The sequence below is a fragment of the Chromobacterium sp. CCUG 76385 genome, from assembly GCF_059916625.1.
The window spans coordinates 168,841-184,931 of sequence record NZ_JAUCGU010000001.1 but is presented as its reverse complement, the minus strand read 5'-3'; the positions used below and the strand labels follow the sequence as shown (position 1 = coordinate 184,931).

Annotated in this window: 15 protein-coding genes and 2 riboswitches; of the genes, 12 read left to right on the top strand and 3 right to left on the bottom strand. The window is 64.3% G+C overall.

Annotated features, from left to right (window positions below; all coding sequences use genetic code 11):
* Positions 1-129 precede the first annotated feature (129 nt).
* Both QUG01_RS00840 and QUG01_RS00835 read left to right on the top strand, forming a co-directional pair.
* A complete protein-coding gene (locus QUG01_RS00840) occupies positions 130-2,568 on the top strand; it encodes a DUF3141 domain-containing protein (protein WP_500828459.1) in 2,439 nt (812 codons plus the stop codon).
* A 198-nt stretch (positions 2,569-2,766) separates the two neighbouring features.
* Positions 2,767-2,853: riboswitch (glycine riboswitch) on the top strand.
* A gap of 4 nt (positions 2,854-2,857) precedes the next feature.
* Positions 2,858-2,955: riboswitch (glycine riboswitch) on the top strand.
* A 136-nt stretch (positions 2,956-3,091) separates the two neighbouring features.
* A complete protein-coding gene (locus QUG01_RS00835) occupies positions 3,092-3,706 on the top strand; it encodes a trimeric intracellular cation channel family protein (RefSeq protein ID WP_500828458.1) in 615 nt (204 codons plus the stop codon).
* 102 nt (positions 3,707-3,808) lie between these two features.
* Here QUG01_RS00835 and modA read toward each other — a convergent pair whose 3' ends face one another.
* Positions 3,809-4,552: a molybdate ABC transporter substrate-binding protein gene (modA, locus tag QUG01_RS00830; protein ID WP_500828457.1), complete on the bottom strand. Its 744-nt coding sequence runs from the start codon at positions 4,550-4,552 to the stop codon at positions 3,809-3,811.
* 86 nt (positions 4,553-4,638) lie between these two features.
* Positions 4,639-5,538 carry a LysR family transcriptional regulator gene (locus QUG01_RS00825; protein ID WP_500828456.1) on the bottom strand — a complete coding sequence of 300 codons (900 nt, stop codon included), beginning with the start codon at positions 5,536-5,538 and terminating at the stop codon, positions 4,639-4,641.
* A 99-nt stretch (positions 5,539-5,637) separates the two neighbouring features.
* Here QUG01_RS00825 and QUG01_RS00820 point away from each other — a divergent pair, with 99 nt between their 5' ends.
* The 3 genes from QUG01_RS00820 to QUG01_RS00810 are packed head-to-tail and all read left to right on the top strand — an operon-like array spanning position 5,638 to position 9,374.
* A complete protein-coding gene (locus tag QUG01_RS00820; RefSeq protein WP_500828455.1) occupies positions 5,638-6,819 on the top strand; it encodes a M20 aminoacylase family protein in 1,182 nt (393 codons plus the stop codon).
* Between the two features lie 57 nt (positions 6,820-6,876).
* Positions 6,877-8,046: a porin gene (locus QUG01_RS00815; protein ID WP_500828454.1), complete on the top strand. Its 1,170-nt coding sequence runs from the start codon at positions 6,877-6,879 to the stop codon at positions 8,044-8,046.
* Between the two features lie 35 nt (positions 8,047-8,081).
* Positions 8,082-9,374 (top strand): MFS transporter, encoded by a 1,293-nt coding sequence (locus QUG01_RS00810; RefSeq protein WP_500828453.1) that lies wholly within the window; start codon positions 8,082-8,084, stop codon positions 9,372-9,374.
* A 66-nt stretch (positions 9,375-9,440) separates the two neighbouring features.
* Here QUG01_RS00810 and QUG01_RS00805 read toward each other — a convergent pair whose 3' ends face one another.
* On the bottom strand, positions 9,441-10,238 hold the full coding sequence (locus QUG01_RS00805; protein WP_500828452.1) for a substrate-binding periplasmic protein: 798 nt from the start codon (positions 10,236-10,238) through the stop codon (positions 9,441-9,443).
* Between the two features lie 453 nt (positions 10,239-10,691).
* Here QUG01_RS00805 and QUG01_RS00800 point away from each other — a divergent pair, with 453 nt between their 5' ends.
* The 7 genes from QUG01_RS00800 to QUG01_RS00770 all read left to right on the top strand — a co-directional run bounded on the left by QUG01_RS00800 (position 10,692) and on the right by QUG01_RS00770 (position 16,030).
* On the top strand, positions 10,692-10,838 hold the full coding sequence (locus QUG01_RS00800) for a hypothetical protein (protein WP_500828451.1): 147 nt from the start codon (positions 10,692-10,694) through the stop codon (positions 10,836-10,838).
* Positions 10,839-10,935: 97 nt separating this feature from the next.
* The gene (brnQ, locus tag QUG01_RS00795; protein WP_500828450.1) at positions 10,936-12,255 is read left to right on the top strand and encodes a branched-chain amino acid transport system II carrier protein; all 1,320 of its coding nucleotides are present in this window, start codon (positions 10,936-10,938) and stop codon (positions 12,253-12,255) included.
* A 163-nt stretch (positions 12,256-12,418) separates the two neighbouring features.
* Positions 12,419-12,607, top strand: coding sequence for a hypothetical protein (locus tag QUG01_RS00790; RefSeq protein ID WP_500828449.1), 189 nt, complete (start codon positions 12,419-12,421; stop codon positions 12,605-12,607).
* Positions 12,582-13,151 carry an aminodeoxychorismate/anthranilate synthase component II gene (locus QUG01_RS00785; protein WP_500828448.1) on the top strand — a complete coding sequence of 190 codons (570 nt, stop codon included), beginning with the start codon at positions 12,582-12,584 and terminating at the stop codon, positions 13,149-13,151. The genes QUG01_RS00790 and QUG01_RS00785 overlap by 26 nt, the downstream gene beginning before the upstream one ends.
* Positions 13,151-13,537 (top strand): lysozyme inhibitor LprI family protein, encoded by a 387-nt coding sequence (locus QUG01_RS00780; protein WP_500828447.1) that lies wholly within the window; start codon positions 13,151-13,153, stop codon positions 13,535-13,537. The genes QUG01_RS00785 and QUG01_RS00780 overlap by 1 nt, the downstream gene beginning before the upstream one ends.
* Before the next feature lie 13 nt (positions 13,538-13,550).
* Positions 13,551-14,579 carry an anthranilate phosphoribosyltransferase gene (trpD, locus tag QUG01_RS00775; RefSeq protein ID WP_500828446.1) on the top strand — a complete coding sequence of 343 codons (1,029 nt, stop codon included), beginning with the start codon at positions 13,551-13,553 and terminating at the stop codon, positions 14,577-14,579.
* A gap of 74 nt (positions 14,580-14,653) precedes the next feature.
* Positions 14,654-16,030, top strand: coding sequence for a phosphomannomutase/phosphoglucomutase (locus QUG01_RS00770; protein WP_500828445.1), 1,377 nt, complete (start codon positions 14,654-14,656; stop codon positions 16,028-16,030).
* Positions 16,031-16,091 lie beyond the last annotated feature (61 nt).

The following is a 16,091-nucleotide window of genomic DNA, read 5'->3' as shown; positions in this document are numbered from 1 at the left end:
CTGCGCGCCACACATCGGCTCAAGACCATTCGCATTTATTGCATTGCAGCAGATAACGAGTACAGTGGCAGCCAAGGCCGTTGCCTTGGCCGCACACCGTTTTCACTCATCAAAACGCAAGGGGTTGCAATGTGGTCAACTACTGCAGTTCGAGACGGGAAAATCCCGTTTGCCCAACCGTTGTTTGATTACTGGCTGGACGCCTGCCAGCGCGGCGTTCTGTACTGGGACACGCTGTATCAGCGCGGCGCCACCTATCTGGAACACTGTGAAAGCGGCAAGCCGCCGGTGCTGGTGTTCGACTACACCATCATCATGGACGCGCGCGAGCTGCCCGATCCGGCCAACTACGCGCTGGCGGCGATCAAGCCGCCGGAGGGCAGCCCGGCCACCGATCCGGCCAAGCGCCCCTTCGTGGTCATCGACCCGCGCGCCGGCCACGGCCCCGGCATTGGCGGCTTCAAGATGGACAGCGAAATCGGCATCGCGCTGCAGCAGGGACATCCCTGCTACTTCGTAATGTTCTTCCCTCAGCCCGTGCCGGGCCAGACCATAGAAAGCGTGGCCAAGGCCGAAGGCCATTTCCTCAAGCGCGTCAACGAACTGCACCCGGACAGCGACGGCAAGCCCTTCGTCATCGGCAACTGCCAGGGCGGCTGGGCGCTGGCCATGTTGGCTTCGGTGGCGCCGGACCTGGTCGGCCCGATCCTGCTGGCCGGCTCGCCGCTGTCCTACTGGGCCGGCGTGCGCGGTAAGAACCCCATGCGTTACGCCGGCGGCCTGAACGGCGGCACCTGGAGCGCCTCGCTGGCCGGCGACCTGGGCAACGGCCATTTCGACGGCGCCCATCTGGTGGAAAACTTCGAGAAGCTGGACCCGGCCAACACCCTTTGGAAGAAGTCGTACAATCTGTATTCCAAGGTGGACACCGAGCCGCAACGCTATCTCGATTTCGAACGCTGGTGGGGCGGCCACTATCTGCTGAACAAGGTGGAGATGGAGTGGATCACCCAGAAGCTGTTCGTCGGCAACGATTTGGTCCACGGCAAGATCACCAGCCATGACGGCACGATGCGCGTGGACATGCGCAACATCCGCTCGCCCATCATGGTGTTCGCCTCCTGGGGCGATAACATCACCCCGCCGCAGCAGGCGCTGAACTGGATCGCCGACCTGTACGACAGCGTCGAGGACATCCGCAACAACGAGCAGACCATCGTCTACTGCCTGCACAACAAAGTGGGCCACCTGGGCATCTTTGTGTCATCCGGCGTGGCCAACAAGGAGCACAGCGAGTTCGCCAGCGCGCTGGACCTGATAGACGTGTTGGTGCCGGGATTGTACGAGGCCGTCATCGAAGACATCGCGCCGGACTCTCCGGGCCAGGAATACATCGAAGGCCGCTACATCATCCGCTTCGAAGCCCGCGATGTATCCGACATCCTGGCGCTGGATGACGGCCGCGAAGACGAACAGGCTTTCGAAGTAGTGAAACGCGTCTCCGAAATCAACCAGGGCGTGTACGACCGCTATCTGTCCCCCGTGGTGCGCGCCTTCAGCAACGAGGCCAGCGCCCGCCTGCTGCGCGAGCTGCATCCCGCCCGCTTCGAGCGCACGCTGATCTCGCCGAAGAACCCCTGGCTGTGGTGGCTGCCCGGACTCGCCGCCAAGGTGCGCGAACAACGGCGCCCGGTTTCCACGGACAATCCGCTGTGGCAGTGGCAGGAACGGATGTCTGACTTCATCGTCCAGTCGCTGGATCATTACCGCGACCTGCGCGACGCCGCCCAGGAACAACTATTCCGCGGGATTTACGAATCGCCGCAACTGGCCACGCTGGTCGGCGTGCAGCCCGCCGGCGAGGAGCGCAAGCAGGCGCTCACCTGGGAAAGCCGCGAGCTGGCGCGCCTGAAGCGCGAGGCGCTGGACCCGAGCTTCGAGCAAGGCACGCTGGCTGATGGCTTCATCCGGCTGCTGGTCTATGTCGGCATCGGCATGGGCGTCATCGATGAACGGCCATTCAACGCCATCCGCCGCACCATGCGCGGCGTGCAGCGCGAATATCCGCTGACGCTGATGCAGCTGAAGGATACCGTACGCAAACAGGTCGCCCTGGTGCGCGCCGATCACCAGCGCGCGCTGAACGGCCTGAGCACGCTGCTGCCCGACCAGCACATCCGCCACCAGGCCTGGATGCTGGTGCGCGACCTGCTGCTGGTGAATCGCCATGACATTCCGCCGGAGCAACAACAACGGCTGGAGCAGGCGGCCAATGTGCTTGGGCTGTCCGAACAAGACCGCAAGGCCATTCTGGACAAGGCCGTGATTCAGTCGGCCGCCCCTCGCGCGACGGAAACGGTTGCAGTCAAGCCGGCTCCGGCCCAACCCATCGTCCCGGCGGCCAAGGCTGAAATCCAGCCGGCGCCGGCCAAGACCGCCGCCACGCGCAAACCGGCGACCAAGCCTGCGCCAGCCCGCAAGCCCGCAGTCAAGGCCAACGGCCAAGCGCCTGCCGCAGCCAAAACCGTCAAGCCGGCTGCCGCCGCCAAGCAGCAGAAGGACTCCTGACGCGCCACGCCGGAGCGCCGACAGGCGCTCCGGTTTTATCGCCAACACACCTCAAACCCTTTCGCGGCTTGGTTAGCGTCGCTTCGTACTGATTTCCCATCCCCTCCCCGCCATCCCTCCGCCGCAATTGCTCCATGCAGAAAAATGATCATCAATAGGTTCTGAATATTGACTATTCAAACAGCAATAGCTAATATTTGACGCGCTGCGGGAGAGAGGGGCGCCGCCCCCGCCGAAGACGCAAACTCCCATAATCGCTCAGGCAAGCAGTACCGCAGTGCACCATTGATTCAAGCCGATTGGAGAGAGGCCGCCGCGAGCGGTCCACCGAAGGGGCAAGTGGCCGCCGGCCATGCAACTCTCAGGTAAAAGGACAAGGGGAGAGGCTGTTCCGCAACCCGGAATCCACCCAGGAGACTGCCTTGTCCGCACCTGCCATCGGCCGCGCGCTTTTGCCCGCGCCAGTAGACATTCTTTTCCCTTTTTCATGCCCATCCGCCGCCGTCGCGCGCGGGAGCTTGCCATGCTGAGCCTGATCTATCTGATCGCCATCACCGCGGAAGCGATGACCGGCGCGCTGGCTGCGGGCCGCCGCCACATGGACATCTTCGGCGTCACCGTCATCGCCTTCCTCACCGCGCTGGGCGGCGGCACCGTGCGCGACATCGTGCTCGGCCGCTACCCGATAGGCTGGACGCAACACCCGGAGTACGTATTGCTGGTGGTGGCCGGCGGCATCGCGGCCGTGCTGGCCGCGCGCTTCATGCGCCATCTGAACCGGCTATTCCTGGTGCTGGACGCGCTGGGCCTGGTGGCGTTCACCATCATCGGCTGCGATGTCGCGTTAGGCATGCGCTATCACCCGGTCATCGTGGTCATGGCAGGCATGATCACCGGCATCGCCGGCGGCATTCTGCGCGATGTCCTGTGCAATCGCGTGCCCATCGTGTTCCGCCGCGAGCTGTACGCCAGCGTGTCGCTCTTGGTGGCCATCCTCTACCTGGGATTGAACGCGCTGGAGGTTCCGCACGACTGGAACATCGCCGCCAGCTTCGCCTTCGGCCTGGCGCTGCGCATGACCGCGCTGTGGCGCGAGTGGCAGCTGCCGGTTTTCGCCTACCGCCACGATCATCACTGACACCCCCACCCCGCTTAGGCGGGGTGGTTTGCGTCACGCATAGCAAGCCATGGCGTGACGCGGACATCGATGCGCGCCGCCCCATGGCGCATGATTCGCGTCTCAAGGTTTGGCATAGCCATACGCGCGCCAGATTTTCTGCGATTCGGGACTGAAAAGGTAATCGAACAATTGCCGGGCTTGCGGATGGCCTGCCGCCGGCGTCAGCAGCGCCACCGTCTGCCGGATAGTCGGGTAACTATCCGGCGGAATCTCTACCCAATGCCCCTTGCCCAAACGTGAGCGCTCCAGCACCTGAGACTTGGAAACGAAACCGCCCGCCACCCTGCCGGACGCCACCATTTCGGCGGCATGGGCCACATCCGGCGCCCTGACAAAACGCGGGCGCAGGCGTTCCGCTAGTTGGTAATGATTCAAGCTGTATAAAACCATCTGGCCATAAATGCTGGACTCGGGATCCGGCAGCGCGATCTTGCCTCTGCCTTGGCGCAGCCACTCCAGCCAGCCGCTCTCATGAAAATCCGCCGCCAGCGACCATAGCACCAGGGAACCCAAACCAAAGATGCGCGGCTCTTCCAGACAGCGCCCCTGCGCCTGCAGCTTATGGGTGTATTCTTCGCTGGACGAGATGTAGATTTCGTACGCGGCGCCATTGGCAATCTGCGAGGCCAGCGCCACCGCGGGACCATAAGCCACCTTTACCGTTACGCCAGTCTTCGCCGTGAATTTTTTGACGATCTCATTCAGCGCCGGCTCAGTATTGCTGGCGGCGGCCACCGTGACCGGCGCGGCATGGGCGATTGCCCATGCGCAGGCCAGCAGGCACCCCGCCAATATCTTCGGCATGATGCGCTCCCTGAAACTTCACGATTCAGCATAGGGCATGCGATGCGAACAAAAAAAGACCCAAAGTCGGCATGGCCGAAACCGATTCAAACGGTTTGCGCCTCGCGAATGCGGGCGATGAACCATTCCGCGGCCCGGCTCAGCAGCGCGCCCTCCCGCACCAAGAGCAGCAGGCTCAGCCTCGGCGGCCGCTGCTTAAGCGGCAGCTCTACAAAACGCTGCGCCGTCAGCGTGGCCTGCAAGGCCTGATTGGACATCGGCACCACGGCATCCATCGTCATCAGCAGCCCACACAGTAAGACATTGGACGTGCAACAAGTCACTCGCTCCGGCGGCGCCAGTCCTTCGCGCGCAAACATGCCATGCACAAAGCTTTCGTACTGGCCGCTCTGATCGGTATGCAGCCACTCCGCCTGCCGCAACTCCGCCAACGCGGCGGCATGCCGCAACGGGCTTTCTGCGCGGACGGCAAAGCCGGATGGGGATTCGCACAGCCGCTCCACCCGCACGAATGGATCGTCCGGCGGCGTGGAGAAGGCGCCCAGCGCGAAATCCAGCTGCCCGCTGCGCAGGCCCTCAAGCAGTTGTTTCCCATCCTGCTCCAGGAAATCCACCCGCACCTGCGGCATGGCGCGCCGGAAGGCCGCGAACGACTGCGGCAAAATCTCGAAACCGGCCAGCGGGGTCAGGCCGATGCGCAGGCTGCTCTCGCGGCCGGAGCGCAGCCTATCCATTTCCTGCTGCGCCCGCTCCAGCTCCCGTATCACCAGACGCGCATGGCCGAGCAGCGTCTGTCCGGCATCGGTCAGCGTCACGCCCCAGGAGTTGCGCAGCAACAAGGGCACGCCTTGCTCCGCCTCCAATTCGCGCAGCGCCTTGGTGATGGCAGGCTGCGTGACGCACAGCGCGCGCGCGGCCGCATTGATGCTGCCGTGATCCGCCACGGCGACCAAGGCCCGCAGTTGATGTTGCTTGAGTGGACTCACGTGGATAACTCATGGTTATGGCTATCAATATTTGTGCTTATTCAGCGCAAATAGTTTTGCCTAGCATGGTTCGGCACCTTTCAACCAGGAGACCAAGCCATGGCAAACGATACTTTCATCCTCCCGGAAATCCTGAACAGCCTGGATGAGTTCATCCAGCTGCGCCGCCAAATACACGCTCATCCGGAGCTGGGGTTCGAGGAGCGGCAAACCAGCGAGCTGGTCGCCGCCAAGCTGCGCGAATGGGGCTATGAGGTGCAAACCGGCATCGGCAAGACCGGCGTGGTGGGCACGCTGCGCGCAGGCGCAGGGTCGCGCGCGCTCGGCATCCGCGCCGACATGGACGCGCTGCCCATCCAGGAAACCACCGGCCTCTCCTACGCCAGCACCCAGCCCGGCAAGATGCACGCCTGCGGCCACGACGGCCACACCGCCATGCTGCTGGCCGCCGCCCAATACCTGGCTGCAACCCGGCGCTTCAACGGCACGCTGCATCTGATCTTTCAACCGGCGGAGGAAGGCCTGGGCGGCGCGCCGGCCATGCTTGAAGACGGCTTGTTCGAGCGCTTCCCCTGCGACGCCGTCTACGCCCTGCACAACGCGCCGGGCCTGCCTGTCGGCTGTTTCGCACTGAAGGAAGGCGCCATGGCGGCCTCGTCCGACAGCGTGGATGTTCGCCTCACCGGCGTGGGCGCGCACGGCGCGATGCCCAACTTCGGCCGCGACCCCATCGTCGCCGCCTCGTCCATCGTGATGGCGTTGCAAACCCTGGTGGCGCGCAATATTCCGGCGACAGAGGCCGGCGTAGTCACCGTCGGCGCGCTGCACGCCGGCAAGGCGCACAACGTGATTCCGGAACACGCGGAAATGAAGCTGACCGTACGCGCGCTCAGCCGCGACGTCCACGCCACCTTGAAACAGCGGCTGCATGAAACCGTCCAGCTGCAGGCGCAGAGTTACGGCGTAGCGGCGGAAATCGACTACCGCACCATCGCGCCGGTGCTGGTCAACACGCCCGATGAAACCCGCTTCATGGCGGAACTGATCCGCGAGCAAGCCGGCGCGGAACGACTGATCCAACCGCCGCAAGGGATGATGGGCAGCGAGGATTTTGCCTGGATGCTGGAAAAGAAACCCGGCTGCTACGTGCTGCTGGGCAACGGCACCGAAAGCCGCGGCGGCTGCATGGTCCACAACCCTGGCTACGACTTCAACGACCAGGCCCTGCCGGTGGGCGCCTCGCTGTGGGCGCGGCTGGCGGAAAGCTATCTGCGCGGCTGACGCGCGGCGCGATCAAGCCGGCGGCACAGCCGGCATCGCAAGACAAAGGAGAAAGCTATGCTGCGTCACACCTGGCCGCCCCTGCTGGCGGCCTGCCTGGCCCCGCCCGCCTGGGCCGATTCCTTCCTGCTGACCCGCTTGCAAGGCCTGCCCCTGTTCAACGGCATGCTGAAGAACGGCGGCGTCGCCCCGTATGGCACGCTGGACCTGGGCGTCAACTACGCGCAAGCCGGCGGCAGGCGCGCCTGGCAGCTGCAGAGCGGCGGCGAATGGACATCCAAGTTCGGCCTGGCCGGCCGCGAGCTATTGGCCGACGGCTGGCGGACGGAGTTCAATCTGGAGGCCGGCTTCAACGCCAACGACGGCACGCCGCAATCGCCCGGCATCACCTTCAACCGCGAAGCCTGGCTGGGCCTGGAGTCCACGCGCTGGGGCGCGCTGCGGCTGGGCCGCCAGCTCAACGCCGGCCTGCCGCTGTTCATCGATCCGTTCGGCGCCGTCAACACCCATTCGGTCTACAGCTGGGCAGGCATGGGCGCGGTGCAGACGCCGCGCGGCGTTTTGCCCAATGCCGACCTCGGCCCCGGCTCCGCCCAGTTCGACAGCCGCGTGGGCCATGCCGTGAAGTGGATTTCGCCGCGCGGCCAGGGCTTCAACGTCGAGCTGCTGCAGGCCGCTTCGCCCAACCGGCGCGCGCCGGGCAGCCGCGGCGCCATGCTGGCGCATCTGGACGGCCCCTTGTTCCTGGCCGCCAGCTTCAACCAGAGCTGGCAGCCGCTGTCGCCGTCCGGCGCGGACGCGGCGCGCAATGACTTCTACGGCCTGGCCGCGGTCTACGACATCGGCCGGCTGGTGCTGTCCGCCTCGCATACCGTCACCATGCCGCGCCGCCAGGAAAACGGCATCGCCCGCGTCTACACCGCCGGCGCCATCGTCGCGGAAAAGCGGCATGTCTACCGCCTGTCCGCCGTCTACCGCGATACAACAAGCGCGCGCGACGCGGATGGGCAGGCCATCTCCAGCTCCGCCCTCGGCCTGATGCTGGGCTACGACTACAACCTGTCCCAGCGCACAGGCCTGTATGCGCGCGCCGGCGCCATCCGCAACCTGGGCGGCTCCACCCTGATGCTGAACGGCCAGCCGCTGCCTGCCGACCGGCTGGGCAGGCCGCAGACCGGGATCACGCCCGTCAGCGCCGCCGTGGGCCTGTACCACAACTTTTTCTGAAGCCGCCTGTCCCTATCCAGATCGAGGAACTTCATATGAACAAGACGCTGACCGCCCCCGCGGCCGACGCGCCGGTAACGCACACCGCCTCGTCGCGCCGCACCATCGTCGCGGTGTCGCTGGGCAACTGGCTGGAGCTGTACGACTTCACCGTGTTCAGCTTTTTCGCCGTGCTGATCGGCAAATTGTATTTCCCGTCGCACAGCGAGTACGGCTCCTTGCTGATGGCGCTGGCCACCTTCGGCATCGGCTTCGTGATGCGGCCGCTGGGCAGCGTGGTGATAGGCCGCATCGCCGACCGCGCCGGCCGCAAACCGGCGCTGACGCTGACCATCTGGCTGATGGCCGGCGGCACCGCCTTGATCGGCCTGGCGCCGACTTACGACAGCATAGGCCTGCTGGCGCCCTTGCTGATCGTCGCAGGCCGTCTGCTGCAAGGCTTCGCCGCCGGCGGCGAAGTCGGCGCCGCCACCAGCTTTTTGATGGAGTCCGGCGCGCGCAACCGGCGCGGCTTCATGGTGAGCTGGCAGATGGCCACCCAGGGCGGCGCGGTGCTGGCCGGCGCGCTCAGCGGCGCGCTGCTGACCTATTTCCTCAGCCATGAAGCGCTGGAAAGCTGGGGTTGGCGGCTGCCTTTCCTGCTGGGCTTGCTGGTGGGGCCGGTGGGCTTGTACATCCGCCGCCATCTGGACGAAACCCACCAGGCCGAAGCGGCTGAGCAGCCAAGCCTGGCGGCGCTGATGCGCCAGCATCGTCGCAAGCTGTTGTTGGGCTGCATGCTGATCATGGGCGGCACCGCCAATATGTATGTGGTGGCGCACTACCTGCCGTCCTATCTGATCAAGGTGCTGCATCAACCGCCGGCCTCCGCGCTGCTCGCAGGATGCGCGGCCGGGCTGGTCCTGCTGCTGGCCTCGCCGCTGGCCGGCATGCTGGCCGACCGTCTGCCCAGACGCAAACCCCTGCTGCTGGCCGTCAATGCTTTGTGCGCGCTGCTGACGCTGCCCTGCTTCATGCTGCTGCACGCGACACCCTCGCTGCCTGCCGCGTTGACGCTGGCCATGACGCTGACCGCGCCGCTGGCGCTGGGCAGCCCCGCCGGCTTCCTGCTGATCATGGAGGCCTTCCCGCGCGGCAGCCGCGCCACCGGACTTGCCATCATCTATGCCTGCGGCGTGACGCTGTTTGGCGGCTTCGCACAGTTCATCGTCACCTGGCTGATCAGCGTCAGCGGCAATCCATTAGCCCCAGCCTGGTACATCATGGCCTGCAGCGCGGCCAGCTTGCTGGCGTTGCTGGCTTTTAAGGAAGAAGCCGCCACCGACTGACGGCATGAGCCGCCCCGCCAAATAACCCAGCCCGCTGTTCGCGGGCTGGGGCGCGTGGAAGGCCGGCTACTTGGGGATGAAGCTATCCGGTACCCGCTCGTACACCTTGAACCGCGCGATCAGCCAAGGATAGACATCACCATGACGCCACTTGGCGTAAGCCGCGGCAAACTGCTTGGCCAACTGCGGCCCGTCGCCTTTGTTGCGGAAGGCGATGTACATGGGGTTGCCGCTGAACACCGCGCCCGTTACCGGCGCCACATGGGCAGCCACATCTGGCATTTCCGGCTCCACCAGTTGCAGCGCCAGTTTCTCGGCAACCGCCACGTCGATGCGATGCGCCACGAGCATGCCGAACAATTGCGCCTGATTCTGCGCATGCTGGTCCAGGGGCAGCCCGGCCGCCACCGCGTCGGCGATCTCTTGCCCCAGAAAATAGCCATGCGGCGCGCCAAAGCGCCAGCGGTTCATCATGCTGGATACTGGCGGAATGTAGTGAATGCGCGCGGCATCCTCCCTGCGCACAAACAAGGTGACTCGCTCGACATCCAGCTGATTGCCATCCAGGAAAACCGCGTACTTCATTCTTTCCGCGGTTTTACCCATATAGGTGACTGCATCCACTTTGCCGTTGGCCAGCGATAACTGCGCCCGGCCCCACGGCATGCGCTGGAAGGACACCTCCCACCCCAGCGCCTTGGCCACCGCGCGCACAATCTCGGTGTGAAAACCGGTCAGATTGCCCTGATCGTCCAGGTATTCGAACGGACGGTTATCCGCCTCTTCCATCGCCACCAGCAGAGTCTGAGCAGGCACTGGCCAGGCCAGACTCCACAGCATTGCCATCCACAGCAGCCTTCTCATGCATTCGCTCCCAAGGGGCTGTTGACGGGTTGTGCTGCGGGGATCGCGTTTGCGCCGATTTTGGCCGGATGCAAGGCGCGCAGTCCGCCGCATAGCCATGCCAGGGCTGCGCACCGCCGAATCTGGTCAAAAGAGGCCAAACCCGCAGGACCGGATGCCTTTCGCAACCTCTCAGCAAACGTCAACAGCCCCTAGACATGTTCTCTTGGATATAGCCGTTCGACAGTAAAATATCTTGCTTGCCAAAGCGGCCAGGATTGCCGGACAAGCGCAGAATCTCCAATCCATGCCCAGACAGGCCCATCGCCCGATGACGCGCGGGCAGGCACGCGCCGTTGCGCACGATGGACGGGATAGGCCTGACCGCGGTGAGCATGGCTTGGGAGTGGCCGCGCCATGCCAGGCGTTTAATCTTCTGGCCATGCCTTGCCAAGCGCAGGCATAGACGTTCTAATGAGTGCTCGCTATCTGTTCTCAACCGGTAAATCCATGCTGCCCATCGCTTATGCCCAGTCCGCTTCGCCGCAACGCGGCCAGGTGGCGCCTGCTGTGCGCGGCGTCGTGAAGATTATTATCCCGCTGAATATCAGCCAGGGATAAGGCCGCTCATTTTCATTTAGCCGACGTCCCTGGCGAGGGACCGGTCTAAATGTCCCTCCTTCTCCAGGTCCGCCGGCATCACAATCCGGAGACTTCCATGCTGTCCCGCAACCACACAGCCGCCTTGGGCATGATGGTGTTTGCCCTGTTTCTTGGCGCTGGCAACGTCATTTTTCCGCCTATGGCAGGCCATCTGGCCGGAAAAGCCTGGCCCATAGCGGCGCTGGGCTTCATGCTGACCGGCGTAGGCCTGCCTTTTCTGACCCTGCTGACCGTGGCCGGTTTGGGCCGGGGCGAGGCGCTGTCGCGCGATCTGCCGCCCTGGGCCGCAACCGTATTCTGGAGCTTGCTTTATCTGATTCTGGGGCCGCTGTTTGCGATGCCGCGGGTGGCCAATGTCGCCTACGAGATGGGCTGGCTGCCGCTGGGATTCGCCCATTCGCCCTGGGGCGGCGTCTTGTTCGCGCTGGCGTTCAATGGCATTGGACTCTATTTCATGCTCAAGCCCGGCCGGATGATAGACAGCGTCGGCCGCTTGATGACGCCCGTGCTGTTGCTGCTGCTGTCGGCAGTGGCGCTGGGCGTCATGCTGAAGCCGCTGTCCGGCGTGGGCGCAACCAGCGCCAACTATGTCGACGGCGCGTTTGTCGAAGGCTTGCTAAGTGGCTATCAAACGATGGACGTGTTGTCGGCCATGGCGTTTGGCGGCCTGGTTGCGCGCACGCTGAGCGGCAAAGGCATCACGCAGCCCAAGATGGTTCGCTTCTTGACTTTCAAGGCCGGCTTGATCTCGGTCGCGCTGCTGTCCTTGCTGTATCTGTGCCTGTTCTATCTGGGCGCCACCAGCGCGCCCGTCGCGGCAGGCGCGAGCAATGGCGGGCAAATCCTGGTCCGTTATGTCGCCTGGCTGTTTGGCGACGCAGGCAGCTGGCTGATGGCCGGCATTGTGCTGCTGGCCTGTTTGACCACCGTGGTGGGACTCGGCAGCACCTGCGCGGATTACTTCGCCAAGCAGACGGGGCGATTGACTTATGCTTACTGGCTGGCGCTGATTTCCGTAGCGTCGACCCTGATCGCCAACTTTGGCCTGGATGTGCTGATCCGCGTCACCGTGCCCGCCCTGTATCTGATTTATCCCAGCGCGATCTGCCTGGTGCTGCTGCAAGCGCTGCGCAGCCGTTTGCCGAATCTGCCCCTCAGTTATTGCCTGACGCTGGGCGTCGTGTCCCTGATCAGCTTGGGCGACGCCCTGAAGGCGGCCGGCCTGCTTCCCGCCGCGCTGCAGGATGGTCTGGAACAATTGCCCTTGTTCTCGCTGAGTCTGGGTTGGCTGCTGCCGGGCCTGCTGGCCTTGGCCGTCAGCGTGATGCTGGGCCGCATGCGTTGGCTGGCAAGCGAGCTGCCCTCACGCCCATGAGCCTGCCACCATGTCTGCCGCGGTTGGCTGAACGCCCACAAGCCGCCGCGCAGGCACGCCCCTCCCTCCAGCCCGCCTTGTGCAATCTACATCACGCGCTGACGCCTGCCCCGTCACTCCGCCGGTTTCCAGCGGCAGGCAAATTACCGTAAGATCAGGCGTAATGAATTCTCGCGCCGCACAAAATCAGGGCGGCGCCGCACCACAAGCAGCGGCATGCGCCAAATGGCGGCGCAGTTCCTTACCTGCCCCTGGCCGCCGCATCAATGGACAAGCCGGCAGTCATGCCGAAAAAAATGCATACAAATCAATAGATTGGGCGAATTATGTTGCTGATGATCGACAATTATGATTCCTTCACTTACAACCTGGTCCAGTACTTCGGCGAGCTGGGTCAGGACGTGAAGGTGTTCCGCAATGACGAGATCACGCTGCCGCAGATCGAAGCGCTGAAACCGCAATACCTGGTGGTCTCCCCCGGCCCCTGCACCCCGAACGAGGCCGGGGTATCGGTGCCGGCCATCCTGCACTTCGCCGGCAAATTGCCCATCATGGGCGTGTGTCTGGGCCATCAGGGCATAGGCCAGGCCTTCGGCGGCAAGGTGGTGCACGCCAAACAACTGATGCACGGCAAGGTGTCGCCGGTCAGCCATCTGGACAAGGGCATGTTCCGCGGCCTGCCCAATCCGGTCACCTGCACCCGTTACCACTCGCTGGTGATCGAGCGCGAAACGCTGCCGGACTGCCTGGAAGTCACCGCCTGGACCGATGACGGCGAGATCATGGGCGTGCGTCACAAAACCCTGCCCATCGAAGGCGTGCAATTTCACCCGGAATCCATCCTGACCGAACACGGCCACCGCATGCTGGACAACTTCCTGAAGGAATTCGCCTGATGCGCTTGCCGCTGCCGCTGATCGCCGCCTTATTGTCGGCGCAGGCCTGGGCGGGCGCGCTGGATGACTGCACGCAAAGCCAGCCAGACACGCCGGCCATCGCCGCCTGCCTGCAGCAGCGGCACGCCGACGTCCGCAAGCAGCTGCAAGCGCAGGAAGACAAAACTCTGGACGCGATGCGCAAGCTGGACACCGCCACCGATGGCCGCTTCCACGCCGCGCGCGAATTGCGCCGCGCCCGCCAGGCTTACGAAGCCTATCGCCGCCAGCACTGCGGCTGGGTGGAAGCCAGTTACGCCAGCGGCAACGGCGCCGAGCGCGCCCGCCTCGCCTGTGAAATCGACCTCGACACGCAAAGGCTGGCCGAATTGGGCCGGCAAAGCTGATAGGAATCCCGCCATGATTACCCCGCAAGCCGCGCTGAACCGGCTGATCGACGGCAATGAATTGTTTTACGACGAGATGCTGGCGCTGATGCGCCAGATCATGCGCGGCGAGCTGACGCCAGCCCAGACGGCGGCCATCCTGATCGGCCTGCGCGTCAAGGTGGAATCGGTCTCGGAAATCGCCGCCGCCGCCACCGTGATGCGCGAATTCGCCACGCATGTGCCGCTAGCCGACCGCCGCCACCTGGTGGATACCTGCGGCACCGGCGGCGACAAATCGCACACCTTCAATATCTCCACCACCTCGGCCTTCGTCGCCGCCGCCGCCGGCGCGCGCGTGGCCAAGCACGGCGGACGCTCGGTGTCGTCCAGCTCCGGCAGCGCCGACGTGCTGGAGTCGCTTGGCGTCAATCTGCAACTGACGCCACAACAGGTCGGCCAATGCCTGGATCAGATCGGCCTGGGCTTCATGTTCGCCCCCAACCACCACAGCGCGATGAAGCATGTGGCGCCGATCCGCAAGGAACTGGGCGCGCGCACCGTCTTCAACATTCTGGGGCCGCTGACCAATCCAGCCGATGCCGACAACCAGCTGATGGGCGTGTTCCACCCGGACCTGGTGGGCATCCAGTCGCGCGTCTTGAAACAGCTGGGCAGCAAGCATGTGATGATCGTGCACGGCTGCGATGGCCTGGATGAGCTGACGCTGTCCGGCCCCAGCCAGGTGGCCGAACTGAAGAACGGCGAGATTCTGGAATACGAGCTGGAGCCGGGCGAATTCGGCCTGATGAACTGCGAGCTGAAAGACCTGCGCGCCGCCACGGCCGAACAGTCGCGCGAGCGGCTGCTGTCCGTGCTGAACGGCGAGCCCGGCCCGGCGCGCGACATCGTGCTCTTCAACGCCGGCGCGGCGATTTACACCGCCGACATCGCCCCAAGCCTGGCCGATGGTGTTACCATGGCGCGCGAAGCCTTGGACAGCGGCAAGGCTCGCCAGAAACTGAATGAACTGATCGCGATGACCCAACAGTTCGGTCATTGAATCCCGGATGCAACGGCCCCAAGACGAGGCGCCGCTTTACGCTCCACATAACACATGGACCGTGTCAGAACATCATGAACAAACTATCCAAAGACATTTTCAAGGCTTATGACATCCGCGGCATCGTCGGCAAGACGCTGACCGCCGCCGTGGCCCAGCAAATCGGCCAGGCCATCGGCTCCGAAGCCCAGTCCCGCAAGGTCAAGGCCATCGTGATCGGCCGCGACGGCCGCCTGTCCGGCCCCGAACTCAGCGAATCGCTGGCGGCCGGCATCCGCTCCGCCGGCATCGACGTGATCGACGTGGGCCGCGTGGCCACTCCGATGCTGTATTTCGCCGCCCACCAGTTGGGCACCCTGTCCGGCGTCATGGTGACCGGCAGCCATAACCCGCCCGATTACAACGGCTTCAAGATGATGCTGGCTGGCGACACCCTGGCCGGCGAAGACATCCAGCTGCTCTACCAGCGCATCGCGGACGGCAATCTCGCCGAAGGCGAAGGCAGCTACCGCACCGAAGACATCGCCGAAGCCTACTTCGATCGCATCACCTCGGATATCAAGCTGGAACGCCCGCTGAACATCGTGGTGGACAGCGGCAACGGCGTGGCCGGCGCTTTCGCCCCGCTGCTGTACCGCCGCCTGGGCTGCAAAGTCCGCGAGTTGTTCTGCGATGTGGACGGCAACTTCCCGAACCACCATCCGGACCCGGCCAAACCGGAGAACCTGAAGGACGTGATTGAGGCGCTGCAGAAGACCGACGCCGAGCTCGGCCTGGCTTTTGACGGCGACGGCGATCGCCTGGGCGTGGTCACCAAGGACGGCAACATCATCTGGCCGGACCGTCAGCTGATGCTGTACGCCGCCGACGTGCTGGAGCGCAACCCCAAGGCCAAGGTGATTTTCGATGTCAAGTCCACCCGCCTGCTCAAGCCCTGGATCAAGAAGAACGGCGGCGTGCCGGTGATGGCGCGCACCGGCCATAGCTTCATCAAGGCCAAGATCAAGGAAACCGGCGCCCTGCTGGCCGGCGAAATGAGCGGCCATGTGTTCTTCAAGGAACGCTGGTATGGCTTCGACGACGGCATCTACACCGGCGCCCGCCTGCTGGAAGTGCTGTCGCGCGTGGAAAACCCAAGCGAACTCTTGAACGCCCTGCCCAATGCCGTCTCCACGCCGGAGCTGAACCTGAAGATGGCCAAGGAAGGCGAAAATCATTCGCTGATCGCCAAACTGCAGGAAACGGCGCAATTCGACGGCGCCGAGGAAGTCAACACGCTGGACGGCCTGCGCGTCGAATACAAGGACGGCTTCGGCCTGGCGCGCGCCTCCAACACCACGCCGGTGATCGTGCTGCGCTTCGAGGCGGATAACGAAGAAGCGCTGGAGCGCATCAAGGGCGACTTCCGCCGCGTGCTGGCCACCGCCACCGACGCCAAGCTGCCGTTCTGATTCGGCGCGGCAAGCGCTTCACCGGATTTTGTTGGCTACGTCAAAGGCCTCAGGCCGATGA

Coding starts and splice junctions, on each gene's coding strand:
- QUG01_RS00840 (WP_500828459.1), top strand. CDS start 130: ATGTGGTCAACTACTGCAGTTCGAGACGGGAAAATCCCGTTTGCCCAA.
- QUG01_RS00835 (WP_500828458.1), top strand. CDS start 3,092: ATGCTGAGCCTGATCTATCTGATCGCCATCACCGCGGAAGCGATGACC.
- modA (WP_500828457.1), bottom strand. CDS start 4,552: ATGCCGAAGATATTGGCGGGGTGCCTGCTGGCCTGCGCATGGGCAATC.
- QUG01_RS00820 (WP_500828455.1), top strand. CDS start 5,638: ATGGCAAACGATACTTTCATCCTCCCGGAAATCCTGAACAGCCTGGAT.
- QUG01_RS00815 (WP_500828454.1), top strand. CDS start 6,877: ATGCTGCGTCACACCTGGCCGCCCCTGCTGGCGGCCTGCCTGGCCCCG.
- QUG01_RS00810 (WP_500828453.1), top strand. CDS start 8,082: ATGAACAAGACGCTGACCGCCCCCGCGGCCGACGCGCCGGTAACGCAC.
- QUG01_RS00805 (WP_500828452.1), bottom strand. CDS start 10,238: ATGAGAAGGCTGCTGTGGATGGCAATGCTGTGGAGTCTGGCCTGGCCA.
- QUG01_RS00800 (WP_500828451.1), top strand. CDS start 10,692: ATGAGTGCTCGCTATCTGTTCTCAACCGGTAAATCCATGCTGCCCATC.
- brnQ (WP_500828450.1), top strand. CDS start 10,936: ATGCTGTCCCGCAACCACACAGCCGCCTTGGGCATGATGGTGTTTGCC.
- QUG01_RS00790 (WP_500828449.1), top strand. CDS start 12,419: ATGAATTCTCGCGCCGCACAAAATCAGGGCGGCGCCGCACCACAAGCA.
- QUG01_RS00785 (WP_500828448.1), top strand. CDS start 12,582: ATGTTGCTGATGATCGACAATTATGATTCCTTCACTTACAACCTGGTC.
- QUG01_RS00780 (WP_500828447.1), top strand. CDS start 13,151: ATGCGCTTGCCGCTGCCGCTGATCGCCGCCTTATTGTCGGCGCAGGCC.
- trpD (WP_500828446.1), top strand. CDS start 13,551: ATGATTACCCCGCAAGCCGCGCTGAACCGGCTGATCGACGGCAATGAA.
- QUG01_RS00770 (WP_500828445.1), top strand. CDS start 14,654: ATGAACAAACTATCCAAAGACATTTTCAAGGCTTATGACATCCGCGGC.